Origin of the sequence: Tenacibaculum litoreum (assembly GCF_964513915.1) — a bacterium.
Lineage (GTDB): Bacteria > Bacteroidota > Bacteroidia > Flavobacteriales > Flavobacteriaceae > Polaribacter > Polaribacter litoreum.
This window is the reverse complement of the sequence record NZ_CAZEQS010000003.1, coordinates 435,504-462,429: the sequence shown is the minus strand read 5'-3', so window position 1 is coordinate 462,429 and position 26,926 is coordinate 435,504. Positions and strand designations below refer to the sequence as shown.

Here is a 26,926-nt window from a genome sequence, read left to right as displayed (position 1 = left end):
ATTTTTAGTAGCTCTTAAAATGATGTATGGAGTTACCTAACTTTAAAAAGTATCTTATTGAAAAAGGAGGGCTTTCAGAAGCAAACTTCCTTTTAATACAACCATTTATTACTGTAAAAAACGTTTCTAAAAGTGATTTTTTACTAAAAGAAGGAGATGTGTGTTCACATTTCTTTTTTGTAGAAAAAGGTTTGTTACGCTTATATGCCTTAAATGAAGAGGGAAAAGAGAATATTTTACAGTTTGCTACTGAAAATTGGATTGTAAGTGACAGAGGAAGTGTTTATTTTCAACAACCTTCTACATATTATATTGATGCTGTTGAAGATACACTCGTTGTAATGTTAGATGAAGGTTTTATAAACAAAGTATCAGAAATAAATACTGATTTTAGAAGGAAAAATGAGCATTTATTGCAAAAGCATATACGTCAATTATACAAACGTATTAGTCAACTACTAGGAGCATCGGCAAAAAGACGTTATTTAGATTTTGTAAAGATGTATCCAGATATTATGTTACGAGTTCCTCAATGGATGATTGCTTCTTACTTAGGAATTACTCCAGAAAGCTTAAGTCGAGTTCGTAAAGCACTTGCTGAGGAAAACTTCAAACCAAATAATTAATTTACAATTTATAATTATTGATTTAGGGTTGTTAGATAATTGTAAATCGTTCTTACCATAGGTCAATGCATACCTTTTTTTGTTGCTGTAATTTTACAGTGAAATAAAAAGTAGAGATCAACTCACTAAATATTTCAGATAAAATAAACGCAATTTATTTCGATGTTAACCATCGAGTAATTAACCCTACTTAATGGGTAAAAAAAGGATATATTATGAGACATTTAAAAACATTAGTTGTAAGTCAAAATACAACAGTGCCTAAAATTTTAAATTGGCAAGTTTCAACTGTTCCTAATATCGAAACAGCCATTGAAAAATTATACCAACAGACATATAACGTTTTAGCTATTTCAAAAGATACAAGTGAAATAGATAAAAGTAAATTACAAAAAATTATAACTGTATTATTCCCAAACGCAATTTTAGTTGAGTTTAACAATGAGTCTAAACTTTCCAAAAGTGTTAAAAATGGATATTGGTCTAAAAATAGACCCAAACTACAACGTAGTTATTTAGACAATTCGTTTGATATTGAATTAGCAAGTAGTTTATAGTAATTAAAAGAAAGGATTTTAAAATGAAAACAAGAAGTATAGAAAAAATAGTAAAACCAGGAACTCCACACTTTGTAGGAGATGGATTTAGAGTTCATAATTTTATACCAGGAACTTCAACAATGCAACGAATGGATCCATTTATTATGTTGGATTATAATTCGAAATACAATTTCCCACCAACAGATAAACCAAAAGGAGTGGGAGTACACCCTCATAGAGGATTTGAAACCGTAACGATTGCCTATAAAGGGCGTGTTGAACATGGAGATAGTGCTGGAGGTGGAGGTATTATAGGAGAAGGTGATGTGCAGTGGATGACAGCAGCTTCAGGAGTATTGCACAAAGAGTTTCATGAAACAGAATGGAGTAAAACAGGAGGTGAGTTTCAAATGGTACAACTTTGGGTAAATTTACCCGCAAAGGATAAAATGAGTCCTCCAAAATATCAGGCAATAGCAAATGCTGAAATGGCCAAAATACCATTACCAAAAGATGGAGGTGAAGTAGAAGTGATTGCAGGAGAATACAAAGGAAACAAAGGACCTGCGTCAACGTTTTCACCAATTAATATGTTTAACGTCAAGTTAAAACAAGGAGTAAAAACACAATTAACTTTTCCAGAAAACTATACTACAGCTATTTTATCAGTTGAAGGTAGTGTTAAAGTGAATGAATTAAATAATGTTTTAGAAGATCATTTTGCATTGTTCAAAAATGATGGAGATACATTTACTTTAGAAGCTTTAGAAGACGCGATAATTTTAGTATTAAGTGGAGAGCCTTTAAACGAACCTATAGCTGCACATGGTCCTTTTGTAATGAATACTAAACAAGAGTTGATAGAAGCATTTCAAGACTTCAATACAGGAAAGTTTGGATATTTAGAAGATTAGTAATTAAAAAAACAGCTTTTACTGAAAGCTGTTTTTTTAATTAACTTTTAATATTATTTAAATTAAGCACAAGATACTGTAACTAAGTGTGTGTGTCCATCGCCGCTAGTAGAACTAACAGTAATAGAATTATTATTTTGTAATGAAGAAAAATTAGCAGCACTCAAAGTTACCATATGGTCGTGAGGGGAACTTCCTTGTATTGAGTATGATTTTTCAGTACCTGCTTGTACATCTTCTTTTGAAACTATTAGGTTATGTCCATGATTAGCGCTAATTGCGCTACTAGTCCCATTATCTATACAGTTACCAGATGGAGTCGGATCTGGGGTTGGATCAGGAGTTGGGCTAGGGTCGTTATCAGAACCCGAGGAACACCCAACAAACGTGTATGCAGGTAATGCTATGAGCATTGCTGCTAATGATTTTTGGATGAAGGCTTTTCTATTCATGGTTTTGTGGTTTTAAGGTGTTGTTAGTCAATGTAATATACTAAAAAAAGGAGTGGTTTCAAAGCCTTATTATGAATAAAAACCTTGTAGATGATTAAAAATCAATTATTTGTAGTAATAATAGTATCTTTAAAAGTATATAGAATAGAAGTTATAAAATAATAAAACAAATAGAGTTACTTATGTCTAATACGAAACTAATAATTGAAGAGCGAGCAGCTAATATTGGTAATTTTATGGTAGGTCGTTTGTTACCATTCAGACAAAAACGAATGGTAGGGCCTTTTATTTTTATTGATCATATGGGGCCTGTAAAATTGAGTGAGAAAGATAATTTAGATGTTGCAATGCATCCTCATATAGGTATATCAACACTTACTTTTTTGTTTGAAGGTGCTATTATACACCGGGATAGTATAGGAACTGAAATAGAAATAATTCCAGGAGCTGTAAATTGGATGACAGCAGGAAAAGGAGTGGTACATACTGAAAGAACTCCTGAACGATTAAGAAATTCAACTAAAAAACTTCATGGATTACAAATATGGATAGCCTTACCTCTGAATGAAGAGCAATGTGAACCTTCTTTTGCACATGTTTCTGCGAATGAGATTCCTAGTTGGGAAGACGAAGGAGTACAGTTTAAGCTCATCGCAGGAAAAGCGTTTGGAAAGCAATCTCCTGTTCCAGTATATAGTCCGCTATTTTTTATAGAAATTAAATCGAGTGAAAAGAAAACGGTTACTATAGGAGAACATTTGTTTGGTGAAAGTGCCTTATATATTTTAGAGGGAAGTATTACTAGTGATGGACATACTTATGAATCCAAACAATTATTAGTAGCAAAAGATAGTACATTGTGTAGTTTTGAAATTGCTGCCAATTCAACCATATATATTTTTGGAGGAGAACCTTTTAATGAAGAACGTTTTATTGAGTGGAACTTTGTAGCTTCTAATAAAGAATTGATAGAACAAGCGAAAGAAAACTGGAAGAGTAATAAATTTCCTTCTGTACCAAACGAGACAGAGCGAATCCCCTTACCAGAACAGCGACCTTTTGGAGGGTGAAGAATAGTGTAATTAATAAAACAATTATATGAAAACAGGTAGATTAGAAGCATTTAGCGATGGTGTTTTAGCTATTGTAATTACCATTATGGTATTAGAAATGAAAGCACCAGAGGATACTACATTTAAAGGATTATTTTCTGTAGCTCCTATATTTATAAGTTACTTACTAAGTTTTATTTATCTAGGTATCTATTGGAATAATCATCATCATTTAATGCAGGTAACACAAAAGGTCAATGGAAGTATACTATGGGCTAATTTGCATTTATTATTTTGGTTGTCCTTAATTCCATTTACAACAAGTTGGATAGGAGAGCACAAAAATTATTATGAAGCCTTACCTGTAGCTACTTACGGTTTTGTTTTATTAATGAGTGCTGTAGCTTATTTTATCTTAGAAAGAGTATTAATTAAGTACCATGATGATAATTATGCTTTATCTAAGCTATGTACTAATGGATTAAAAGAATATGCTTCTTTATTTCTATATATACTGGCTATACCATTGGCTTATCTGTACACATGGGGTGCCATACTATGTTATATTGTGGTAGCCTTTATTTGGTTGGTTCCAGAAAGAAGATTAGAAGTTCTTATAGAGGAGGACGAAGCGTAATTAAAAGTATGGTTTTCCCTTACCAAAAGTAAGGTTTTTTAGCTGCAAACCTTTTTTTTAAAGATTAATTTAGGGACGTGAAATAATATTTTTAACCCCAAAAAACTTTATAATGAAAAAAGTGATTTTAAACGTAGAAGGATCTCAAGAATTAACAAAAACAACATTAAAGAATATTAAAGGAGGAGGACCTTTCCCTTTCCCTAAAGAATGTGGAGGAGATGGTTCTTACATCTACCAAGATGGTGTAAAAGTATGTTGTTATCAGCCTTCTACTATGAATTATATTTGTTAATTATTCTTCAATGAACGATTTATAATTTAAAACTGCTTAAGTGTTTTCTTAAGCAGTTTTTTTATGCTTTATTACAACCCTAACTGATCCACCTTTTCTTTTTCACACCTACTTTCTTCTGTAGGGTAACGTGATTTATCTTTATATTTTTTAAGATGTTGTTAAACAAAATTCTCCCATTGGTCTTATGGGAGAATTACTTTAATAAAAAGAGTTTGTAAATTATTCTTTGATGAAGTTTATAGGGTTTACCTGTGCTTCTTTATAATGCACTTCATAATGTAAGTGTGCACCTAAAGATGCTCCTGTATTACCAACATACCCAATAATATCTCCCTCTTTGACAGATTGATTTTTGGTAACGTTGAATTTTTGTAAGTGAGCATACCAAGTTTGGTACCCATCACTATGCTCAATTACAATTAAATTCCCCCATTTGTCTTGGTCAGCAGCTTTGGCAATAACTCCATCCGCAGTAGCAACAACAGGTGTTCCTATAGGAGCTTTAATGTCAATACCGTTATGCATCATTTTTTTCCCTTTTTTTAATGGATTTCTTCTCTTCCCATAGGTACTACTGATGTCTTTTTTACTTTTTCCTTGCACAGGGAAAAGAGTGGGAGGATCAAGAACAAACTCCCTAGTTAATTGAGGTGTTGCACTAGGTAAGAGTTTTTCAGTTGTGTTTGGCTTCGTAAATGCCAAACAAAGACTTGCAGCACCCATAATGAATACTGAGTAGGTGAACTTGTACACCTTAGCCGTAGGCTTTTTTGTGATCATATCTATTCGCTTTTTGATTACTGATTGATTAAAATAGCTGTATAAGCTATTTGAAGTTGCTGTTTCTTTTTCAATGTTTTGTAAAAGAACTGCTAAGTAGTTAGATGTTTTGGTAGCTCCATTTAATACCCAACTATCTGCTTGGTATTCGTGTACAGCTTTTAACGATTTACGATACCTATACACTAGCGGATTGAACCAAAAGAATACAATATAGATTTCAGCAAGTAGCACATCTATAGAGTGTTTTAATACTACATGTGCTTTTTCGTGTTCAACTATTAATATATTTTCTGAAGGATTTATATGCTTAGAAATGAATATCCAATTAAAGAATGAAAAAGTATTGGTATGATTGGTGTGTATTAATTGAACATTACCGTTATGTGTAACTTTTGATTGCTGTTTTAATTGAAAAAGTAACCAAATTGAATGTAGCATGCGTAAGAATACCAACGAGCTAACTAAGATGTATAAACCGAAAAGGATAGTTTTAAAATTATAGGCTTTTGTACTTGTTTCTTCAATAGTATCTACCAAGACAGTCTCGCTATTTGCTATAAATTCATTGAATTGAGGAATTTGTATTATTGTTGAGGGAGCTTCCAACGTTAGTAAGTATGATAGCGGAGCTAACAAAGCAACAACAGGCATTAAAAGCAATGAGAATCGGTTGATTTGATGAAAAGTAACTTTACTACTAACTATAATATAGAGTACGTATAAACAAGAAAACACAAGGCTACTTTGAACTAAATAGATAAAAAAACTAGTCATTCTTTTCTTTTAAGGTTTCTATTTTATTTTCAATAAGATTTTTTATTTCCTCTAACTCAGTAAGATTAAAATCTTCGTTTTCTGTAAAGAACATGGCAAATTTGCTTTTAGAGCCACTAAAAAAACTACCAATCACATTTTTAAAATGCTTTTTAAAATACTGCTCTTTAGTAATGGTAGGTGAGTACTGTCGTACTTTACCAAAGGTTTCGAAATTGAGAAAACCTTTTTTTACCAAAACACGTACCACTGTAGATATGGTTGTATAGGCTGGTTTAGGTTCAGGAAATTGCTCTACAATATCTTTTAAGAAAGCTTTGTCTAGCTTCCATATATATTGCATTATTTGTTCTTCAGCTTTTGTTAGTTCGTTCATGCAGCAAATATAGCATTATTTTATTACTACAACTATAGTTGTAGTAATAAAACTATTTTTATAGTCGTTAAAATTTTGTTAAGCGATTATGATACTTATCTGTCTTGTAATAAACGAAGAGCTAGAGTATAAGGTAGGTGAAAAGGGATGAAATTTAACTCAGTAATTTATAGATATTCATTTTGTACATTTTTCCAATAGGAATAACATGATCTCCTATCAAAATTCTATTACCTTCTATACTATTAATATACCTTTTGGTTACAGCAAATGATTTATGTACTTGTAAAAAATCACTTTCTGGTAGAGATTGTAATACATCGGATATCTTTTCTCTTATAGTAACCGTATTATTAGTGGTAACTATTTTTGTGTAGTTTCCGGCAGCTTCTATATATTGAATGGTATTAAGTGTAACTTGAATATACTTTTTATTGCTACGAAGAAAAATACTACTGGGGGTTTCAGTATTATTTTTTTGGACGTTTTGTATTTGAGTATTTTGTGGAGTACCAATTACTTTATTTACAGCTTTTAAAAAACGTTCAAAACCAAAGGGTTTAAGTAGATAATCAACTATATTAAGCTCGTAACCTTCAAGGGCAAATTCCTTGTAGGCTGTAGTAACTATTACCTTAGGAGGAGAAGTTAATGTTTTTAAAAACTCAAAACCTTTTAGTTTAGGCATATTTAGGTCAAGGAAAATTAAATCTACTTGATGTTTGTTTAAATACTCTAAAGCTTCAATAGCATCATAACAATGCTTTTTAAATTCCATAGTTGGTAATAAATCGCAATAGCCTTTAATAATATCGTGGGCAATATGCTCATCGTCTACAATAATGTACTTAATCATAGGTTTGTAATATTTAGTTTAGCTAAATAAACATCATCAGTTTTAGAAGTCGTTAATGTATGATTTTTAGGGTACACTAACTCCAATCTTCGTTTTAAGTTTTGCAAACCAATGCCTTCTTCTTGACTTTCTTCTGTAGCGTCAAAATTATTCTCAATTTCAAAATTTATCGCATTTTGGTGAGCTGTTAAATTTAAATGCACATAAGCATTCTTTCTTAAGTTTTCTACGCCATGCTTAAAAGCATTTTCTAAAAGAATAATAAAAAGCAAGGGCATTACTTTATAATCGTTATCTGTTATATCAATATTGAATTGTATATCAATAGCCTTATGATAACGCATTTTATGAAGTTCGATATAATTTTGTAGATAGGTTACTTCTTCAGAAAGTAAAACCGTGTCTTTTTCACCATCATAAACACTGTAACGCATCATATCGGAAAGCTTTAAAATAAGCTCTTGCGCTTTTTTAGCATCTTTACCTACCAGACCATAAAGGTTGTTAAGTGTATTAAAAAAGAAATGAGGATTGACCTGACTTTTTAGATGCATCAACTCAGTTTTCGTTTTTTCATTTTTTAAACGAATAATCGATTTTATTTGTTTAAATAACCAATAAAAGAAAGTAAAGAATAACACTAAAAAATAGAGCGTTATAAATTCTACAAAGCCTTCTAGCTTACCAAAAGTGTCATTAAAAACAACAACGATAACACCTATTAAGACAAGAGATATTCTATAAACACGCTTTATAATAGCCTTCTTTCTATCCGTAATTCTAAAATTCATAAGTCAATATTAGTCAAATAAAATACGCCTCACAAATTAGTTGACAAACATCTCTTTTGTGGGGATAAAAATGTGGTTAACTGTGATAAAATACTTTTATAGTCTATAGTACCATTTGTATCACATAGCACTGTAGGTTCATCACATAACTTTTAATAGTAGAAAGGGTAAGGCTAGGTTTGTTCAATATCAATTAAACAATTAAAAAATGAACAGTTTAACCATTAAAAATTTAAGTAAAACCTATGCAAATGGTGTAAAAGCACTACAAAATGTATCGTTAGAAATTCCTAAAGGAATGTTTGGTTTACTAGGTCCTAACGGAGCAGGAAAATCAACGTTAATGCGAACCATTGCCACTTTACAAGATGCTGATGAAGGATCTGTATTACTTGATGATCTAAATGTTACAAACAATAAGAATGCAGTGAGAAGAGTACTCGGTTATTTACCACAACAGTTTGGTGTATATCCAAAAGTATCTGCTGAAGCGTTATTAAATCATTTGGCAGTATTAAAAGGAATAACCAATAAAAAGGAGCGAGATGAACTGGTAAAAGCATTATTACACAAAACAAACTTATATGAGGCAAGAAAACGAAATTTAGATGGTTATTCGGGAGGAATGAAGCAACGTTTTGGTATTGCACAGGCATTACTTAATAGTCCTAAATTACTTATAGTTGATGAGCCTACTGCGGGATTAGATCCTGCTGAACGTAATAGGTTTTACAACTTGTTAAGTGAAGTTGGTGAAAATACGATTGTCATTTTATCAACACATATTGTAGAGGATGTTAAAGAATTGTGTACCAATATGGCCATCATCAATCAGGGACAAGTGGTATTAAAAGGAAGTCCTTTAAAACTAATAGAAAACTTAGAAGGAAAAGTATACCAAAAAACAATTAAAAAACAAGAATTACAGCAGTATAAACAAGAGTATAGGGTTATTAATGAAAAGTTATTCCTAGGAAAACCAATTATAAATATTGTAAGTGAATCTGATCCAAAGAATGGGTTCACACCAATGTCTGCCGGATTAGAAGATGTGTATTTCTCACAAATTAACAACTATTAATACAGCTAAAATTATGTGGTACGAAATATTCAAATTTGAACTAAAATATAGAGCTAAACGCCCAGAAACGTATGTGTTTTTTGTATTTCTCTTTTTGTTTTCAATCGTTGGTGTCGATTTTGTTTTTCAAGGAGTAGAAATTGGATTGATGAAGAAAAATAGTCCATTAATCATTGCTAAAACCATGGGAGCAATTACAGGGATTTTTATGATTATGGCATCTATGATTATGGGAGTTCCTGTACTTCGCGATTATCAGTATAATATAGAAGCTTTGCTGTTTACAAATCCCATTAAAAAACGAGATTACTTATTAGGACGATTTTTAGGCTCCTTTACTGTATTGTTTATCATTTTTAGTGGAGTTTTATTTGGTATGATGGTAGGTGAGCATATGCCTTGGCATAAAGACATGTTACCCTTTAATGCAGTTACCTATATACGATCGTTTACAATTATAGTCTTTCCCATACTGTTTTTTGGAGCTAGCTTATTTTTTGTATCTGGAATGTTGAGTAGAAAATTGTTAGTTGTTTACACACAAGGAATCATTTTATTTGTTGTCTTCTTACTAACTAAAGCGGTAACAAATGAATTTTTACAAGCTATTTTAGATCCTTTTTCGTTAACTACCTTAACACAGGTAGCAAAGGATTTATCGGCCGTAGAACGCAATGCATTTGAAATATCATTTAGTGGGGTGGTATTGTATAATAAATTGTTTTGGAGCTTGTTAGGTGCAGTTATCTTACTAATTGGTTACCGTAAATTTTCGTTTAATTTATTAACTAAAGTGCCAAAACGAAAAAGAGTAGAGTTAGAGAAAAAGTCAAAAAGCTCTGCAAAAACAAACTACTCAATTCCTAATACAAACATCAATCATAGTTTTAAAACTCAGTGTATACAGCTGCTAAAGCTTTCTCAATTTTATGTAAAATCATTATTGAAAGAAACATCATTTTGGGCAATTGCTATTTGTGGAATCATCATCATTTTAATTAATTCTGTGAATTTAGGAACTGTTTACGATGTAGATAGTTATCCAGCAACCTACTTTATAGTAGAAGAATTACAAGAAATGTCGATGTATTTTTTTATCATCATTCTTATATTTTATTCAGGAGAACTTATTTGGAAAGAACGCACTGTTAAACTGAATTTGATATACGATGCTACCTCCATTTCAGATGTGGTTGCTTTTACCAGTAAATTTATTGCTCTTATTGTTATTTACATGGTATTGATGTTGAGTTTGATTGCTACAGGAATCTTGTTTCAGGTGGCTAATGGATACTATCAGTTTGAGTTAGCTATTTATTTTTACGGATTCTTTGTAGAAATTCTACCTTTCTTAATACTATACACCTTTGTAGCCTTTTTCTTCCAAGCAATTAGTAATCATAAATTTGTGGGTATCTTTTTAGTCCTACTGTTTTTCATTGCGAATATTGCTTCAGAACACCTAGGGTTTCAACACAGTTTATACAAATTTGGTGGTAAGACTCTAGGTACGTATTCAGAAATGAATGGTTATGGTCATTTTTTACAACCTTATTTATGGATTAAAGCCTATTGGTTCGTGTTTGGTATCATGCTATTAATCATTAGTGCATTATTAATAACAAGAGGAACAGAAACTCGTATTATAACACGCTTTAAAGCTTTAAAATACCGTATAACAAAGCCATTGAAACAATATTTAATTGTTGCAGGAATGCTTTTCATAGGTATAGGAAGCTATATATTTTACAATACCAATGTTCTTAATGATTATTGGACCAATTCTGAACAAATAGCCTTTAGAGTTAACTACGAAAAGACGTTAAAATCTTTTGAATACCTTCCGCAACCAAAAATTACTACAGTAAACTTAAAAGTAGAACTATATCCTAAAACAAGAGCTTACAGTGTTGAAGGTTATTATATGCTGAAAAATACGTTTGATAAACCTATCAATGAAATTCATATTCAAAAATTAATAGCATCACATGTACAATTAGATTCCGTGACCTTTGATGGTGCTACGGCAAAAAGTACACCGTACAAACCATTTGAATATACCGTTTATACTTTATCAGAAGGATTACAACCTAACGACTCTATAAAGATGAGTTTTAAACAAACCTATACACCAAAAGGGTTTACCGATGAAAGCATAAAAACTCATATCGTGAACAATGGAACGTTTTTTAACAATGAGGAATTTCCTACAATAGGTTACAATAGAAAGTATGAGCTTCGAGATACAGACGAACGAGCTAAATTTCAGCTAAAACCAAGATTGAATAAGGTTAGGAGGGAAGATACTCATGAACTTGTAAACGCACGGTCAGGAAGTGATTCTGACGGAATACACTTCGAAATGATTATTGGGACAGCTTCAGATCAAACAGCGGTGGTTCCTGGAAATTTAATCAAGCAATGGAAAGAAGGAGAACGCAACTATTTTCATTATAAAATGAACCAGCCGATGATTAATTTTTATAGCGTTGTTTCCGCTAAATATACTACTGTAAAAGATAAATGGCTGTATAAAGACAATGCGGTAGATTTAGAAATTTATTACCACAAAAAACACAATTACAATCTAGATAGAATGATGCTTTCTATGAAAAAATCACTCGATTATTTTAGTACTCATTTCAGTCCGTATCAGTATAAACAACTACGTATTATGGAATTTCCTAGGTATGCAGAGTTTGCACAGTCTTTTCCGGGTACGATTCCGTTTTCTGAAGCGATTGGTTTTGTGTTGGATATTGATGATGAGAAAGACGTAGATATGGCTTTTTATGTAACGGCACACGAAGTGGCGCATCAATGGTGGGGAATGCAGGTAGAAGCTGCTAATGTACAAGGAAAACACATGATTTTAGAAACCTTAGCACAATACGGAGCCTTAATGGTGTTAAAAAATAATTATCCGAAAGAAAAAGTAACACAGTTTTTAGCATACCAAGAAGAAACCTATAATAGAGAACGAAAGAAAACTAAAATTCAAGAACCTTCTTTAGCATTGGTAGGAAATCAAGACTATGTTTATTACAACAAAGGTGCTTTAGCTATGTACATTCTACAAGATAAGATTGGAGAGGGTAAGGTGAATTTGGCATTACAACGATTTATTGAAGATTGGAATACCTACAACGGAAAAATAAAAGCAACTACAAACAAATATGCTACAACGAAGGATTTATTACACTATTTAAAAGAAGTAACTCCTAGTTCGTTGCAATACCTTCTTTATGATTTATTTGAAACAGTAAACAGCAAAGAAATCGTTTTAATGAAAAAAGAATTGATAGCAGAAGAACAATAGTATTAGCTGGCTATTTTTTAAACATGTTCCATTAATGTTTTACAATTTTAATGGAACATTTTTTATGAGATAAAGTTGGTTAGTAGCAAAAAACACACATAATTCACTGAAAACTACGGGTATCCGTAATGTAACACTTGGTGATTTTTATTATATTTAAACTTTCCTCTTTGAATTAAGGAGTAATAATTTCTAAAGAGTATTAGAAAAAGAAAAGGTAATAATATGGAAAATCTATTTTGGAAGATCTACAATGCTAATTCTGAAGAAGAGCTGGCTAAAATTATTGAAAGTGAACCAATTTTTAAGGATAGAAAAAATTGGAGACCTTATGGGGGAATTGAAGGAAATTTTGGAACTTTTGAAGCTCAGCAAAATAATGCTATTCCAGCTTTAGTCGAAAAAATTACTAATTCTATAGATGCAACTTTAATTAAAGAGTGTAGAAGTTTAAAAATAGATCCTAAATCTAAAGATGCTCCTAAAACTATGAATGAGGCTGTAGAAAAGTTTTATGGTGTACCAAATGGGGAGATTAGTGAATTAGGAAATATTAAAAGAAGAGAATTAGCTGAAAATATTCAAATAATTGCAACAGGAGGTAAAAGACAGCCTTGTATTACTATTTATGATTCAGGAGAAGGTCAGATACCCAGTGAGTTTCATAATACTTTTCTTTCGTTACACAAAGGAAATAAAGCGAACATTCATTTTGTACAGGGTAAGTATAATATGGGGTCTACTGGAGCAGTAGTTTTTTGTGGAGAAAAAAAACATCAATTAATAGCCTCTAAAAGAAATAAGGTTATTAATGGAAATAAAAATCCTGAATTCGGTTTTACTATTGTTAGGAGACATCCCTTAGATTCATTTGACAATGATAATAACGTAACTACAACTTGGTATGAATATTTTTGCCCAGACAATAAGATAGCTTCATTTGAAATTGAAACTATAGATTTAGGTTTATTAAATAGAAATTTTGAATATGGATCTATAGTCAAGTTATATTCTTATCAGCTTCCTACAGGGTCTAGAGGTGATATATCTACAGATTTATACCGAGATTTAAATCAGTATTTGTATCATCTACCTATACCTATTGCAGTATATGAAAAAAGAGAGCATTATAAAAGGAAAGGTGTAAATAAAGTGGTTGTTGGAAATAGGACTAGAATAATCAATAATGCAAAAGATAATGTTGAAAGGAATATTCGGTTTGATTTGAAATCAAATCTAGGTGATTTTATTATTCCAATAGATGTAATAATTTTCACCTCTAATGTTGATCACAGAGAATTTATAAAAAATAAATCTATTGTTTATACACAAAATGGTCAAGTTCATGGTTTTTATGGTCAGTCATTTATATCACAAGATTTAGGGTTTCAATTAATTAAAAAGCATACTTTAATTCATGTTGATTGTACTAATATTCCAACTGAAGTTAGACAAGATCTTTTTATGTCCAACAGAACACATCTACGAGAAGGGCTTAAAACAGAATTATTAAAAAATGAGATTGTGTCCCTATTGAGATCTAGTACAGAATTAAAAAGAATAAATAATGATAGAAAAGATTCTCTTTTAAGAGAAAGTAAAACAGATAAAGATTTATTAGAAAATTTTTTATCTAATTTACCTGTTGATAAGGATGTTGTTAATTTATTAAAAAGAAACGGGTCTTTAGATTTTTTAAAGTTGAATGGTAAAAAAACTAATGGTAATCATAGGTCTAAAAAGGTTGCACAAAAGAAACTTAATAGGTTTCCTTCTATTTTCAATCTTAATTTGAAAGAACAAAAGAACGGAAAAGTATATAAAACAATACCTCTAAATTCTAATGGTAGAATTACTATTGAAACTGATGTACAAGATGATTATTTATTTAGACCTGTAGAGAAAGGGCATTTCGAAATTCAAGTTTTACAAAAGAGAAAGAAAACAGATAAACCAGTAAATCCAGTATTAAATCTTTTCCCAAATGATGTTACGGATATTTTAACGGTAAACAAAGAAGGACCTACTGATGGAACAATCAAGTTATTAATAAAACCAAATGAACAAGCTCAAGTAGGAGATGAAGTAGAAATAAAAGCAAAATTAAGTGCTCCAGGAAGAGATTTTCAATGTGTTTTTAATGTTAAAGTTGATGAAAAAATTAGTAAACCAAAGACAAAAGAAAAAACACCAACAGAAACTTTTCCAAATCTTCCAACACCAAAAAAAGCTTATAAGGATCCAATAGATGAGAGTTGTTTGGCTTGGTCTCATGAAGATCTTAATTGGAATGGATATGATATTGTTAAAGTGATCCGAGGTGAGGAAAATAACGAGATGATTGTTGAAGGAATAATAATAAATATGGATTCTTATGTGTTATTAAATTTTATTTCGAAGAATAGTATCAAATCTGAAAAAGAATTAAAATTTATAAAAGATAAATACTTTTTATCTATATACTTACATTCATTATTTTTATTTAGTATAATGCAAAAAATGCAAAGAGAAGATAAGAAGTTAAGTCAAATTGAAATGGAAGATTTTATATCTAATCTAATAAAACCTTATGCAAATTTCCTCTTATATGAAAATTATCAAATTGAAAAACATGCATTTAGTGAATAATTATGATGGCATCTTAAAACTTTAGTTGATATATAAGTATTACTTAAACGACTTAAATACTATATGATTATTAATAAAAAAAAAATTGTCCAAATAGCAGTTTCTAAACTTGAAAAGGTTTTAAGTGAATTAAAAACTTGTGCATTACAAGAGAAAGGTAAACATGTTATTAAAAGTAATGAGTTGTTTAAAGACACAGCTAAATCACAACTGCTAACTAATTTCAATTATGATAAAGACCGTTATGTATATCTTATCAGGTATTTAGCTACTGAAGATACATCTGATAAAATAAAAAAAGCGTTTGAAGATTTTAGTTCAAAAAATACTCCCAAAAGAAAAGGAATAACATTTAATCTTTCAAAGTATAATAAGCATCATAATTCAAAATATCTTTACGTAGGGACGTCTAAAAAGTTAAAAAATAGAATCAAACAACATTTAGGGTTATCATCTAGTAAACAAACCTATTCTCTACATTTAATTCACTGGTTTCCAAAACAAATAGATTTAGAGATAATTATCATTAAAGTATCTTCAGAAAATAAAATGGTTTTTGAATCAATTGAGCAAGCTTATTGGGATAACTGTAAACCTTTATTTGGTAAAAGAAGTGGTCTTTAATACAACATCTTCACTTTCTCCTTATAGGTTTGCCCAATAGGAATTTCAATAGCGCCAATTTCAATATCAAGGTTGGTATAGGCGGTTATTTTATCAATCGCTACAATATAAGACCTGTGTATCCTAATAAACTGTGAAGTTGGTAGTTGCTGTTCAATACTTCCAATATTTGATTTTACAACCAGTGTTTTTTCTTGGGTATGAATTTTAACATAGTCTTTTAAGCTTTCAATATAAAGAATATCAGCTAACAACACTTTGTGTATTTTTTTATTAATGTTTACATGTATATACGCAGTGTTGTTGTGTTCAATAGAGAGAGGCGTATGAGCTATACTATCTGATTTTTGATAATACTTCTCTATGGCTTTAAAAAAGCGAGTAAAGGATATAGGCTTTAAGAGATAATCAACCACATCGTGCTCATAACTTTCTACCGCATATTCTCTATATGCCGTGGTAAGGATAACTTTAGGAAGATCCTTTTTAGTTTTTAAAAACTCTAAACCTGTAAGTACAGGCATTTGAATGTCTAAAAAAATCAAATCAACTTTTTGAGTTGCTAGTATGCTAGAAGCTTCTATAGCACTATAACAAGTCCCTACAATTTCAACATCAGGTAGCGTTCTTATATGCTTTTTTAACAACTCAATAGCAGGTGGTTCGTCATCTATTAATAAACATCTTATAGCCATAGTTATATTGTTTTTAGTTGAAGTTTTAGGTTGAAATCGTTAGTGGTATTTTCAATTGTTAATACGTGCTTATTTGGATATAACAAGTTGAGTTGTCGCTTAATATTGCTCAATCCAATTCCTTCTTTATAAGAATCGTTTATAGTTCCTTGTAAATTGCTGTTTTTAGTATTCCAGACATCAAAATAAATAACGTCTTGATTGGTATGTATCACTATTTTAATTGTTGGATTGGTTAAATTACCACTGGCTCCATGTTTAAAAGCGTTTTCAACAATAGAAAGTAGCAACAAAGGAGCTATTTGCTTATTAACAATAGTTTCGGGTTTGTGTAATTCAACGTGTAGACGCTCTCCATAGCGTATTTTTTCAAGGCTAATATAGTTTTCAATACATTTTATCTCTTCATTGATATCAATAAAACTAGCCTGACTTTTATAGAGTACGTAATCTAAAATTTCAGAAAGTTGTAAAATCATATCACCAGCTTTGGGTGAATTAGTAATAACAAATGAGTAAAGATTATTAAGCGTATTAAATAAGAAATGTGGATTTAATTGCGCTTTTAAATATTTTAATTCGGTGTCTAATTTCTCTTGGCGTAATAACAACAAGCGATCTTTTTCTTGTTGCTGTTTTTGATGTGTTTGATATCCGTAAATTAATAGGGCAGGGGTATAAAACATTAAGGTTTTAGAGAGATAGCTTAATAAGTTGAAAGTATGCATTTCATACCCATGTAAGATATTCAAAATTAATTTGAATAAAAATACAAGTGTAAAGGAAGTGAGTATAAACGTTAAGATAAACAAAGCGTATTTTTTTGTACTTAAAAACCGAGGAACTTGCCAATAGTTAAGCGTATAGGCAGCTGCTATATAAAAAGGGAATTTGAGCCCATTATTTTTAGCATAGTATATAAAGTACTCACTGTTACCACTATAAGAAAGAATATAAATAGCGAATAATGTTATCCAGAAGGTGAAATGTTGCAGTATTCTACTTTGAGTATAGATTTTATATAATTTCATAGGTTTTAAAAATAGGAAATTAAAATTTACAAGTAGTAGTTAATCTCTAAACAAGCAATACCAGTATATAAATAGCTGTAAACGGTATATAAATAAAAACACTGATGAATTAAGACTATATAGAGACCAATAGCTCTAGTTCTTCTATTTCCTTAAATAACAAGCTGTTTTGAGGCTTAATTCGTGATATAATTCAAACGAAAATAATACCATGAACTTTATTAAATCGCTAGTATTAGTAACTGTATTGTGCTGCTTTTCTTGTAGCAACGCACAGCAAAAAGAACGATTAACAATCCAAAAACCACATGTTGAGAATAACAACTCAATAATACTTGCTAGTAAGGTAAAATTGTATAGCAAACGGCTAGGAGAGGAGAGAGAACTTTTGATTTCTCTGCCTGAAAATTACGATCAAGAAATACAGGATTACCCAGTAATTTTTGTGATGGATGCTGATCATGTAGCAATGTTTGAATTGACCCGTTCAATTAACAACCTATTAGCGGAGACAGATTTTATGCCCAAGAGTATTATTGTGGGGCTTACCAATAATGGGAATTTAAACAATCGCTTTCAAATGACTTCAGGAGCCAATAGAGGTAGCGGGTTTTATGAAAACAAAGCATCTGATTATCTTCATTTTTTACAATATGTTGTGATACCTTATGTAAAAAAGAATTACCGAGTAGCAAATCACAAAACTATTATAGGCTTATCACCGTCAAACGGTCCTTTACATGAAGCTTTTTATAATCAACCCAATATTTTCGATTCGTATATATTTTTAGCAGCTGATTTATATTTTAATTATAGCAAAAGCCAATCGAAAGGAGAAAAGCTGATGGAGGCGATGAAAGATAAATCGCACCCTAAAGCGACAGTTTATTTAGGAATGGGAAGTAAAGATGTTGATTTCAATCAGAAATGGGGAATGCAATTTTCGGAGTATGAGGCGCAACTAACAGCTGCGAAGAATGAAAATATTCGCTTTAAGTTTGATATTATAGAAGGTGACGGACATTATGAAATGGCTGTTAAAGGAATAAAAAATGCTTTTAAGCATATATATTCAGAGGACATATGGAACAGACAGAATATTTACCATGCAGATAGAGGTAATACTCCCATAGATATCAAAAAACACTTCGACCGTCTTTCTGCACATTACGGTTTTGATATATTTCCTCCAGAATCTAAAATAGAAAGTCAAACACGTGCTTTACTGCGTTGGGGTAGTTCTGAAAACCTAACAACAGCGATCACCTTATTAACACAAGCAATTGAATATTATCCTAACTCAGCAAGTTTACATTTGATTTTGGCTGAAGCATACCAAAAAAGTAATGATACAAATATGACAAAACGATATTTGAAAAAAGCTATAGAATTAGCAAATAAGTTTACAGTAAAAAACTACCATTGGTTTTCAAAGAAGGTCACAGAATTAAACGAATAGGTAGCAAATGTTTTTCTCAAAGGAACATGTTTATTTGATGAACAGTACTGAGTAAAACTAAAATTACCGAGAACAGTTAAGTTTGTGAAATACCGCATTTTAATAATTAAATAACTATGTAGTTAACTAACTGTTTTTTAGTATCTTTACAATACTAATTGTAAAAAATGGAAAGAGATTTTATTAAAGAGCTTGGATATAAAGCGTTAGATAATAGACTTAAACGTATTAGTGATAAAATGACACATGATACGAGAAAATTTTTTAAACAAATAGATATAGATATTGAACCGAGTTGGCATTTAGTATTTAAATTATTAAAAGAGGAGGGCATGCTTACCATGGCAGAAATTGCTCAACAGCTAGGTTATACACATCCATCAATGGTGGTTATGCTTAAAAAGATGACAAGCAAAGGTTATATCGTTTCTGAGAAAGACACTATTGATAAAAGAAAACAAAACATAAAACTAACTCAAAAATCTCTTAACCTATTTCCTGAATTAAAACAAATATGGGACAGTTGTGAAAATGCTATTTATAAAATGCTTAAAGAAGACCTCTCAATAATTAAACATCTTGATGAAATTGAAGCTTCGTTAAAAGCTTGTTCTTTTAATGAGCGTTTTTATAATGAATATCAAAAATCTAAAAATGAAAACACATAGCAAACCAAAACAAAATGATGCTGAACTATCTAGAAGGGGTATGATTAAAACTTTAGGGTTGGGGTTAACACTTGTTACGCTTCCTTCCTTTATGTCTTCGGCTATGACAGAAGTTTCAGTAGAGGCGTTAGATCATGGAGAGCAGATTATTCCCATAACAGAAAGAGAGTTAGTAGATATGCAAAAGTTTATTGAAGATTGTATAGCGGCAAACAAAGAATCTAATCCTCAGGAGGCTGTTAAAGAGGTATTGGCAAGAGGGGTGTCAAATCCGTCAGCAATGTTAAAAGCGATAGGAAATCCAACTGAAGCTGGGTTAAAGGTATTCCTTCGATCTAAAGAACTAACTATTTTCGCTGCATCTTGGACACCTCAAATGAATCTCATGCCACATAACCATCTTATGTGGGCAAACATAGGTATCTATACAGGAAGAGAAGACAATATAATTTGGAAACGAAGTGAGAATGAGTTAGAAGCTGATGATGTAAGATGTTTATTTGCAGGTGATGTGGCTACGCTAGCTACAAATGCAATTCATTCAGTAACAAATCCGTTGCAAAAATTTACAGGAGGACTTCATATTTATGGTGGAGATTTCTTTGCTACTGAACGCAGTCAGTGGGATCCAGAAACACTTAAAGAAGAGCCTTCAAATGGAGAAGTTATACGTAATATTTTCAAGAAAGCTAACGAACAAATGCATAGAATGAAAAACGATTAGTATTATTCAATAAAAAAAAATCATGATGAAAAGAAAGTTAATATCAAGTGGAAGTCCATATGAAGACATTATCGGTTTTAGTCGCGCTGTACGTGTAGGACCATATATAACAATTGGAGGAACAGCTCCTATAGATGAAAACGGAAACACAGTTGGAGTTGGAGATATTTCATTACAAACCCAACAATGCTTAGAAATTATTAAAAAGGCGTTAGAAAAAGCTGGTTCAAGTTTAGAGGATGTGGTTAGAACTCGATTATTGTTAACGAATATCGATGATTGGAAAAGTGCAGCCGAAGTAAAAGCATCTTATTTTAAAACTATTAAACCTGTTGATACCATTATGCAGGTATCTCGTTTTATAAATCCAGATTGGTTAATAGAAATAGAGGTAGACGCTATTGTATCTTCATAAAACCTCACTTAAAACATAGTGGTGTGCTATTACACTGCTCTAATTGTTGCAACAACTATATCTTTTAAGATTTTTTTTCTTGATTCGGTAACATTTCTTCAGGAAAAGGGAATAGGATTGTTGAGTTTTTCTCTGCTGCTATATTTGATAGTGTTTGGTATAAACGTAGTTTAATAGCCGAAGGTGATTGATCTATAAGTTTACCAGCCTCCAAAAGTTTTGCAGCAGCCTGTTCTTCTGCCAAAGCAAGAATAATGCGGGCTCTTCTAGAACGTTCTGCTTCTGCCTGATTAGCCATCATACGACGCATATTTTCAGGTAATTGGATGTCTTTTATTTTAACATCATTTATTTCAATTCCCCATTCTTTGGTTTCCAATTCAACAATTTCCTTGATGTTTTTTCCCATTTCTTCTCGTTTAGAGAGTATGGTATCCAATTCAACTTTACCGCAAACATCCCTAAGTGCTGCCTGTGCTAATTGTGTAATTGCAAACTTGTATTCTTCTACCTCTAAAACGGCGCGTTCAGGGTCATAAATTTTAAAGAAAACAACGCCATCAATACTACAAGGCACATTATCTTCAGTCATCACTTCCTGAGAGTCTATATTAAAAGTAATCACCCGAACATCAACAATTTGTATGGTTTCAATAAATGGAATAATCCATCTAAACCCAGGGTTTAAAGTTTTAACATATTTACCAAACCTAAACTTAATAGCTCGCTTATACTCAAAAATTATACGGATTCCAGCAAGTAAGAATATACCTAAAATGCCGAAAAGGATAGTAAATCTATTCATGGCTAAAGTATTATAAATGTTACGGTATGCTTAAAGAAAAAGTCAATAAAACGAAGAGGGTAGAGTTATTACTTTTGTTATTTCAAATTACACTTACTTAACAAGTGTAAGAACATGATCCTTATAAATTTACGAATTTTCAAGGGTAAATAAAAATATAATAGCTTTTATGTTTTGTAAATCAGTGCATTAACGAAGTGGGGGTATAAACTCTACAATTAAAAGTTTATGGTTTTACCGTAAATCTATTATGGTTTTTAACTCGTCTTCTTATTTGTAGTTATTTAAATTTGAGGAACTTAAAACTTTATATGATGTTACAAAATATTACAAATTTAGGTACTTCTCTTAACAAAACAGAACAAAAAGCTATTAACGGAGGTGGAGGTATAAGAGAATGTGAATTTAGTGCAGACCCTAGTACCGATTGGTGCTGTCATTTACCAGGTGGGTGTCCTTCTGGTAATTAACAATACTAAATAATATAAGCGGATTAAAAGTCCGCTTTTTGTTGTGTTAAAAGAATAAAAACGATGTCTACTTTTTAATAGCATATCTGTTTAGAGAGTTTTCTAGTTTCTGAATCATTCTTTTTCTAAGCTTCTCAGGTTTTAAAACTTCTATACTATCACCAAAGCCTAAAATTAAACGCTCTAATTCATAATTAGGAATTACTAAAATATTAAATATAGCCCCGTCATCAGTATATTTTATCAATCTTTGAGATTTATGAAAAGGTTTCGTGATAACATAAGGAGTATTTGAACTATCTACCCAAAAAGCAATACGTTGTGGTCTCGTATTTGAAACTGTTACACCAATAACATCTTTATAATAAACATCACCATTAATAGCTTTATCTATATATGTTGTGTTTTCAACTTCCTCTACAGAATTTATACGGTCTAAAGCTAAGGTTGTTTCTTTACCCTTTACTAGTGCTAATAAAAACCACCTATTATTAAACTCTTTTAATAATTGTGGGTGCAGGGTTATTGTACTAGCTTTTTCGGCTTTAAAAGACTGATAATTTATCCTTAATACCTTTTTTTCCTGTATGGCATTGTATAAAGGATCTATAAAAGACAAGCCTTTTAGTTGTTCGTTTTTATCTAAATGAATAATAGCTCTATTGTTTTTTTGAGAAGAATATACCGAATCTTCTAAACGTTGTAACACACCATCCATTTCCTTAAATAAAGAAAAGTCTTTGAACTGGCGTAATACTTGGATAGCATCATTCATCACTTTTACGTCGTTTTCAGTTACAGGAATATTCATAATGGAATACCCTTCTTCAGCATAACGGTAATATTTTCGTTGATAGACTTCAATCGGAGCATTATACCCTAATTTATCACTACGCATCAATTGAATATCTAACTGAACCGTTCTCTTACTCACATAAATATCTTTTCCTTCGTATTCAAACAAAGCATCTGAACAAGCATCAATTAAATCATTCAAAGTCCAAGTACGCATTGTATTTCGGAGGCATTGGTCAATCGTTTTATATCGAATTAGGGCATTTTTATTAGAAGCCATTTTATAATTTTTTAGTAAAAATGATAAAATATTTTATACTACGCAAAAACATTGCGCACAACTGTAAAATATTTGCAGTGTGATTAAGAAAAAGAAGTCGTTTTTGTGGGGAAATTGTTATGAACATAAAAATATTTAAAACGCAGAAAAATGAAAAAACTAAAAAATGAATATAGAAATCAAGATGAAGCTTTACCAAAAGCTATTATTTGTGATTTAGACGGAACTTTATCTTTGATAAATAACAGAAGTCCTTTTGATGGAAGTAGATGTGAACAAGATTTACCTAATGTACCTATTGTTAATTTAGTAAAGAATTACCAAAAATTAGGATACAAAATACTTCTTTTATCAGGGAGAGAAGGTAAATACCAACCAGAAACAGAATCTTGGTTAAAAAAACATGAAATAGCTTATGACAAATTATGGATGCGTAAGCCAAAAGATAATAGAAAAGATGCTATTATTAAAGAAGAACTATTTAAAAGAAAAATAGAGCATAAGTACTTTATTGATTTTGTTTTAGATGATAGAAATCAAGTGGTTGATTTATGGAGAAAAGAATTAAAACTCCCTTGTTTACAAGTATTTTATGGTGATTTTTAAGAATCAACAACAATTGATTAAAAATAATGGAAAGAAAAATAACTCAAAAGTTAAAACAAAAGGCATATCAGCTTTTGGCAGATAAAATTGACATAGAAGTTTTTGAAAGCTTTTTATACAAACTGGTAGAAAATAACGAATTCAATAGTGAAGATTTACTATTTGACTTTATAAATATTAATTATAAATCTAATGATTATAGAAGAAGGTTATTAAACCTTATAAAAGATAACAGCTCTGAGAAAGAACTATTAAGTTTAGAAGTGTATTCTTTATGTTTGACACTATCAAGTTCTAATGAAAACGAGGTTGTTTTAAGTGCAATTAATTCATTATCAAGCTTAAATTCACAAACTGAATATCAATATGATATATTATTTGAATTTTATATGTTAAATGACAATATTTTAGGGGAAGGCTTCTATTATTATTCATTAACAAATGAGCAGGTAATAGATAGAGCAAAATTATTTTCAGAAAAAGTCATTTCAAAATTTAATTCATTCAAAGAAAATGAAGATTGGTATGGATTTTTAAACTGTGAAATAGCACTAGAAAAAGATGGTGAAATATTAAAACAAAATGATATAATAAAAGAAGTAAACCCATATGAAAACAAAGGTTTAATAAGAAAGATTATCGATTTATTTAAACAAGTTTTAGGACTAACCCAAACTAGTAATACTTAATTTAAAATCAATCTAATAGGTGAAATCAACTAAAAATGTCATATTTGCAGCAGTTCATTGAAATGGCTTAGAAATTTTATGAGATATGTAAGGCAATAGTGTTTTACATAATTTATAAAATATGATACTAATGAATTGGAAAATTCAAAAATTAAATAATGGAGAAACCATTATTTCAAAAGAGCCAGGTAACTCTATGTTACCTATTTTAAAATCTAAACAACCTGTAAAACTAAAACCAATAAACTGGGAAGATTGCAAGGTTGGCGATATTGTTTATTGTAAAGTTCGTGGAAACTGTTTTACGCACCTTGTAAAAGGAAAAAACAATAAAAGAGGTTTACAAATAGGAAATAATCATGGAAGAATAAACGGATGGACTAAAAATGTATATGGAATTGTAGTAGAGATATTACCAATGCCGTAGGCATTTTAAGAAAGAAAAAAAGAGAATGAAGGTTCTCCCATATTTTATAAATTAATAAAACGAAATTTAACCTATGCTAATGCAATTTATACACATATCGGACGCTCAAAAGCGATTTTTATGGAATTATCAATAAGGTTATTGTAGTATAAAATCACTAAAAGCGTCCAAATTATATAATTTGGACGTTTTTTTTATAAAAAATTTCAAGTCTTTGAAAGTTACATGTAAAATGCTACATAGCTTACAACCAACAGGTTACTAGTCTGAAGAAATTCGGACAGGATACTTATATCTTTGTTTCAATATAAGTGTTTGATTTTCAGTAAAATAAAACCAATTTAAACTTGTGTAATTCAAAAAAGGCTCACATCTTTGCACCAGTAATTTTTATACCGAGAACAATTGAAGTATAAACATACTAAACAACAAAATAATAATTTTTAAAAACGAAGTAACATGTTCAAATATCAATTAAACATAAGTACAGTAAAAGAACCGAGTTCTTTTGTACACATGCTTCGCGATTTTCTTCATACATAGAGATAACAAGAATTTATAGATGAAAAATCCGAAGCCTCAATAACGTTTCGGATTTTTTTATGCTGCACATTTCCGTATAGTTTTCAATTTCCGAAGCAAAGAGAAAAATATTGATACAAAGCACTAATTAGAAAATTGGTGCCCAACCTTATAATGTCTCAACATGGGAAATAAACTAAAAGGAAAAGATCTAATCAAATTAGGCTTTCCAAAAAACAATAGTATAAATATTGCCTTAGGGCAAATTAACCGATATAGAAAAAAAGAAAAGAAAGAACGCATTTTAGAAGAAGCAAAAAATGTACTGCTTCATCCAGAAAAATATCAAGGAAATGCAATTTGGGGTAAAGTTGCTGAAGGCTTAACAAAGCCTGTTGAAATTAAAATGCATCAGTTACGAAATACAAGAGCTCCGTTTTCAATTTATGGAGAAAATGAAATTGATGAACAAGCCAAGTTTCAGTTATACGATGCTTTAAAATTACCTATAGCAGTGCAAGGAGCCTTAATGCCTGATGCACATTCAGGGTACGGCTTACCCATAGGTGGCGTGCTTGCTACAGAAAATGCAGTAATACCGTATGGTGTAGGAGTAGATATTGGCTGTAGAATGGCACTGAGTATTTTTCCAATGAAAACTTCTTATTTGAAAGGTAAGCAGCATCAATTAGAAAATATACTAAAAGAACATACCAAGTTTGGAATGTATGAAACACATGATAAAAAACAAAATCATGAAATTTTTGAGCGTAGTGAGTTTCAAAATATCCCTTTACTAAAACGGTTAAAAGTAAAAGCGTATAATCAATTAGGAACCTCGGGAGGTGGAAATCACTTTGTGGAGTTCGGAAAGGTAACCATAACAGATGAACACAATGAATTTAATGTGCCTGTAGGAGAATATGTAGGATTGTTAACGCATAGTGGATCACGTGGATTGGGAGCAAACATAGCAAAACACTATACCTACTTAGCTAGTAAACAATGTCCGTTACCTAAAAATGTACAACATTTAGCATGGTTAGATTTAGATACGCATGACGGACAAGAATATTGGTTAGCTATGAATTTAGCAGGTGATTATGCCAAGGCATGCCATGATAATATTCACAAACGAATTGCAAAGTTATTAGGAATAAAACCTTTAGCAATGATTGAGAATCATCACAATTTTGCTTGGAAAGAACAGGTAAATGGAGTTGAATGTATTGTACATAGAAAAGGAGCAACACCTGCTAATAAAGGAGCATTGGGTATAATTCCAGGTTCTATGACCGCACCAGGATACATTGTTCGAGGTTTAGGAAACCAAAAGAGTTTACAATCAGCATCGCACGGGGCGGGAAGAAAACATTCAAGAAGAACGTGTAAAGAGAAATTTACCAAAAGTGATATTAAACATCAGTTAAAAATAAATGAAGTTACGCTCATTGGAGGTGGAGTAGATGAAGCACCTATGGCGTATAAAAATATCAAAAAAGTAATGGCTAATCAGGAAGAATTAGTTGAAGTATTAGGAACTTTTATACCGAAAATTGTACGAATGGATAAGTAAGAGAATCGTCATTT

The 26,926-nt window shown here is 30.9% G+C and carries 28 protein-coding genes; 19 read left to right on the top strand and 9 right to left on the bottom strand.

Annotation, left to right across the window (positions count from 1 at the left end; translation table 11 throughout):
• Positions 1-26 precede the first annotated feature (26 nt).
• From ACKTTR_RS08180 to ACKTTR_RS08170, 3 genes are all read left to right on the top strand, one after another.
• Positions 27-626: a Crp/Fnr family transcriptional regulator gene (locus tag ACKTTR_RS08180; protein ID WP_408027377.1), complete on the top strand. Its 600-nt coding sequence runs from the start codon at positions 27-29 to the stop codon at positions 624-626.
• A 215-nt stretch (positions 627-841) separates the two neighbouring features.
• Positions 842-1,183, top strand: coding sequence for a hypothetical protein (locus ACKTTR_RS08175; RefSeq protein ID WP_408027376.1), 342 nt, complete (start codon positions 842-844; stop codon positions 1,181-1,183).
• A gap of 23 nt (positions 1,184-1,206) precedes the next feature.
• Complete coding sequence (locus ACKTTR_RS08170) at positions 1,207-2,079, top strand: pirin family protein (protein ID WP_408027375.1); 873 nt, start codon at positions 1,207-1,209, stop codon at positions 2,077-2,079.
• Between the two features lie 62 nt (positions 2,080-2,141).
• Here the strand turns inward: ACKTTR_RS08170 and ACKTTR_RS08165 are convergent, their stop codons facing one another.
• The gene (locus ACKTTR_RS08165) at positions 2,142-2,531 is read right to left on the bottom strand and encodes a hypothetical protein (RefSeq protein ID WP_408027374.1); all 390 of its coding nucleotides are present in this window, start codon (positions 2,529-2,531) and stop codon (positions 2,142-2,144) included.
• Between the two features lie 182 nt (positions 2,532-2,713).
• On the opposite strand from ACKTTR_RS08165, the gene ACKTTR_RS08160 reads away from it, so the two are divergent.
• The 3 genes from ACKTTR_RS08160 (at position 2,714) to ACKTTR_RS08150 (ending at position 4,515) form a co-directional block, all read left to right on the top strand.
• Positions 2,714-3,601 (top strand): pirin family protein, encoded by an 888-nt coding sequence (locus ACKTTR_RS08160; protein WP_408027373.1) that lies wholly within the window; start codon positions 2,714-2,716, stop codon positions 3,599-3,601.
• Positions 3,602-3,629: 28 nt separating this feature from the next.
• Positions 3,630-4,220: a TMEM175 family protein gene (locus tag ACKTTR_RS08155; protein ID WP_408027372.1), complete on the top strand. Its 591-nt coding sequence runs from the start codon at positions 3,630-3,632 to the stop codon at positions 4,218-4,220.
• A 112-nt stretch (positions 4,221-4,332) separates the two neighbouring features.
• Positions 4,333-4,515, top strand: a complete 183-nt coding sequence (locus tag ACKTTR_RS08150) for a hypothetical protein (RefSeq protein ID WP_408027371.1) — start codon at positions 4,333-4,335, stop codon at positions 4,513-4,515.
• A 222-nt stretch (positions 4,516-4,737) separates the two neighbouring features.
• Here the strand turns inward: ACKTTR_RS08150 and ACKTTR_RS08145 are convergent, their stop codons facing one another.
• The 4 genes from ACKTTR_RS08145 to ACKTTR_RS08130 form a co-directional block, all read right to left on the bottom strand.
• Positions 4,738-6,075, bottom strand: a complete 1,338-nt coding sequence (locus ACKTTR_RS08145; protein ID WP_408027370.1) for a peptidoglycan DD-metalloendopeptidase family protein — start codon at positions 6,073-6,075, stop codon at positions 4,738-4,740.
• The gene (locus ACKTTR_RS08140) at positions 6,068-6,451 is read right to left on the bottom strand and encodes a BlaI/MecI/CopY family transcriptional regulator (RefSeq protein ID WP_133536272.1); all 384 of its coding nucleotides are present in this window, start codon (positions 6,449-6,451) and stop codon (positions 6,068-6,070) included. Before ACKTTR_RS08140 ends, ACKTTR_RS08145 begins: the two co-directional genes overlap by 8 nt.
• A gap of 154 nt (positions 6,452-6,605) precedes the next feature.
• Positions 6,606-7,307: a LytR/AlgR family response regulator transcription factor gene (locus tag ACKTTR_RS08135; protein ID WP_408027369.1), complete on the bottom strand. Its 702-nt coding sequence runs from the start codon at positions 7,305-7,307 to the stop codon at positions 6,606-6,608.
• On the bottom strand, positions 7,304-8,098 hold the full coding sequence (locus ACKTTR_RS08130) for a sensor histidine kinase (RefSeq protein WP_408027368.1): 795 nt from the start codon (positions 8,096-8,098) through the stop codon (positions 7,304-7,306). The genes ACKTTR_RS08135 and ACKTTR_RS08130 overlap by 4 nt, the downstream gene beginning before the upstream one ends.
• 208 nt (positions 8,099-8,306) lie before the next feature.
• Between ACKTTR_RS08130 and ACKTTR_RS08125 the strand changes: the two genes are divergently transcribed.
• The 4 genes from ACKTTR_RS08125 (at position 8,307) to ACKTTR_RS08110 (ending at position 15,750) form a co-directional block, all read left to right on the top strand.
• A complete protein-coding gene (locus tag ACKTTR_RS08125) occupies positions 8,307-9,179 on the top strand; it encodes an ABC transporter ATP-binding protein (RefSeq protein ID WP_408027367.1) in 873 nt (290 codons plus the stop codon).
• A 13-nt stretch (positions 9,180-9,192) separates the two neighbouring features.
• A complete protein-coding gene (locus ACKTTR_RS08120) occupies positions 9,193-12,498 on the top strand; it encodes a M1 family aminopeptidase (protein ID WP_408027366.1) in 3,306 nt (1,101 codons plus the stop codon).
• A 225-nt stretch (positions 12,499-12,723) separates the two neighbouring features.
• Complete coding sequence (locus tag ACKTTR_RS08115) at positions 12,724-15,126, top strand: hypothetical protein (protein WP_408027365.1); 2,403 nt, start codon at positions 12,724-12,726, stop codon at positions 15,124-15,126.
• Between the two features lie 63 nt (positions 15,127-15,189).
• Positions 15,190-15,750: a GIY-YIG nuclease family protein gene (locus ACKTTR_RS08110; RefSeq protein WP_408027364.1), complete on the top strand. Its 561-nt coding sequence runs from the start codon at positions 15,190-15,192 to the stop codon at positions 15,748-15,750.
• Here the strand turns inward: ACKTTR_RS08110 and ACKTTR_RS08105 are convergent.
• Positions 15,747-16,445 (bottom strand): LytR/AlgR family response regulator transcription factor, encoded by a 699-nt coding sequence (locus tag ACKTTR_RS08105; RefSeq protein WP_408027363.1) that lies wholly within the window; start codon positions 16,443-16,445, stop codon positions 15,747-15,749. The genes ACKTTR_RS08110 and ACKTTR_RS08105 overlap by 4 nt on opposite strands.
• A gap of 2 nt (positions 16,446-16,447) precedes the next feature.
• Positions 16,448-17,476: a sensor histidine kinase gene (locus ACKTTR_RS08100; RefSeq protein ID WP_408027362.1), complete on the bottom strand. Its 1,029-nt coding sequence runs from the start codon at positions 17,474-17,476 to the stop codon at positions 16,448-16,450.
• Positions 17,477-17,687: 211 nt separating this feature from the next.
• Here ACKTTR_RS08100 and ACKTTR_RS08095 point away from each other — a divergent pair, with 211 nt between their 5' ends.
• From ACKTTR_RS08095 to ACKTTR_RS08080, 4 genes are all read left to right on the top strand, one after another.
• Positions 17,688-18,935, top strand: coding sequence for an alpha/beta hydrolase-fold protein (locus tag ACKTTR_RS08095; RefSeq protein WP_408027361.1), 1,248 nt, complete (start codon positions 17,688-17,690; stop codon positions 18,933-18,935).
• Positions 18,936-19,102: 167 nt separating this feature from the next.
• Entirely contained in the window at positions 19,103-19,603 is a 501-nt protein-coding gene (locus tag ACKTTR_RS08090; RefSeq protein WP_408027360.1) for a MarR family winged helix-turn-helix transcriptional regulator, read from the top strand.
• On the top strand, positions 19,590-20,327 hold the full coding sequence (locus tag ACKTTR_RS08085) for a hypothetical protein (RefSeq protein ID WP_408027359.1): 738 nt from the start codon (positions 19,590-19,592) through the stop codon (positions 20,325-20,327). Before ACKTTR_RS08090 ends, ACKTTR_RS08085 begins: the two co-directional genes overlap by 14 nt.
• A 25-nt stretch (positions 20,328-20,352) precedes the next feature.
• Positions 20,353-20,742, top strand: coding sequence for a RidA family protein (locus ACKTTR_RS08080; RefSeq protein ID WP_133536296.1), 390 nt, complete (start codon positions 20,353-20,355; stop codon positions 20,740-20,742).
• Between the two features lie 64 nt (positions 20,743-20,806).
• Here ACKTTR_RS08080 and ACKTTR_RS08075 read toward each other — a convergent pair whose 3' ends face one another.
• On the bottom strand, positions 20,807-21,547 hold the full coding sequence (locus tag ACKTTR_RS08075) for a slipin family protein (protein ID WP_408027358.1): 741 nt from the start codon (positions 21,545-21,547) through the stop codon (positions 20,807-20,809).
• A gap of 314 nt (positions 21,548-21,861) precedes the next feature.
• Here ACKTTR_RS08075 and ACKTTR_RS08070 point away from each other — a divergent pair, with 314 nt between their 5' ends.
• Complete coding sequence (locus ACKTTR_RS08070) at positions 21,862-22,017, top strand: hypothetical protein (protein WP_408027357.1); 156 nt, start codon at positions 21,862-21,864, stop codon at positions 22,015-22,017.
• A gap of 67 nt (positions 22,018-22,084) precedes the next feature.
• Here ACKTTR_RS08070 and ACKTTR_RS08065 read toward each other — a convergent pair whose 3' ends face one another.
• The gene (locus tag ACKTTR_RS08065; protein WP_408027356.1) at positions 22,085-23,092 is read right to left on the bottom strand and encodes a helix-turn-helix transcriptional regulator; all 1,008 of its coding nucleotides are present in this window, start codon (positions 23,090-23,092) and stop codon (positions 22,085-22,087) included.
• Between the two features lie 150 nt (positions 23,093-23,242).
• Here ACKTTR_RS08065 and ACKTTR_RS08060 point away from each other — a divergent pair, with 150 nt between their 5' ends.
• The 4 genes from ACKTTR_RS08060 (at position 23,243) to ACKTTR_RS08045 (ending at position 26,912) form a co-directional block, all read left to right on the top strand.
• The gene (locus ACKTTR_RS08060; RefSeq protein ID WP_408027355.1) at positions 23,243-23,698 is read left to right on the top strand and encodes a phosphatase domain-containing protein; all 456 of its coding nucleotides are present in this window, start codon (positions 23,243-23,245) and stop codon (positions 23,696-23,698) included.
• A gap of 26 nt (positions 23,699-23,724) precedes the next feature.
• Complete coding sequence (locus ACKTTR_RS08055) at positions 23,725-24,387, top strand: hypothetical protein (RefSeq protein WP_408027354.1); 663 nt, start codon at positions 23,725-23,727, stop codon at positions 24,385-24,387.
• A gap of 130 nt (positions 24,388-24,517) precedes the next feature.
• Positions 24,518-24,814: a S26 family signal peptidase gene (locus ACKTTR_RS08050; protein WP_208857159.1), complete on the top strand. Its 297-nt coding sequence runs from the start codon at positions 24,518-24,520 to the stop codon at positions 24,812-24,814.
• A gap of 706 nt (positions 24,815-25,520) precedes the next feature.
• A complete protein-coding gene (locus ACKTTR_RS08045; RefSeq protein WP_408027353.1) occupies positions 25,521-26,912 on the top strand; it encodes an RtcB family protein in 1,392 nt (463 codons plus the stop codon).
• Positions 26,913-26,926: the final 14 nt, after the last annotated feature.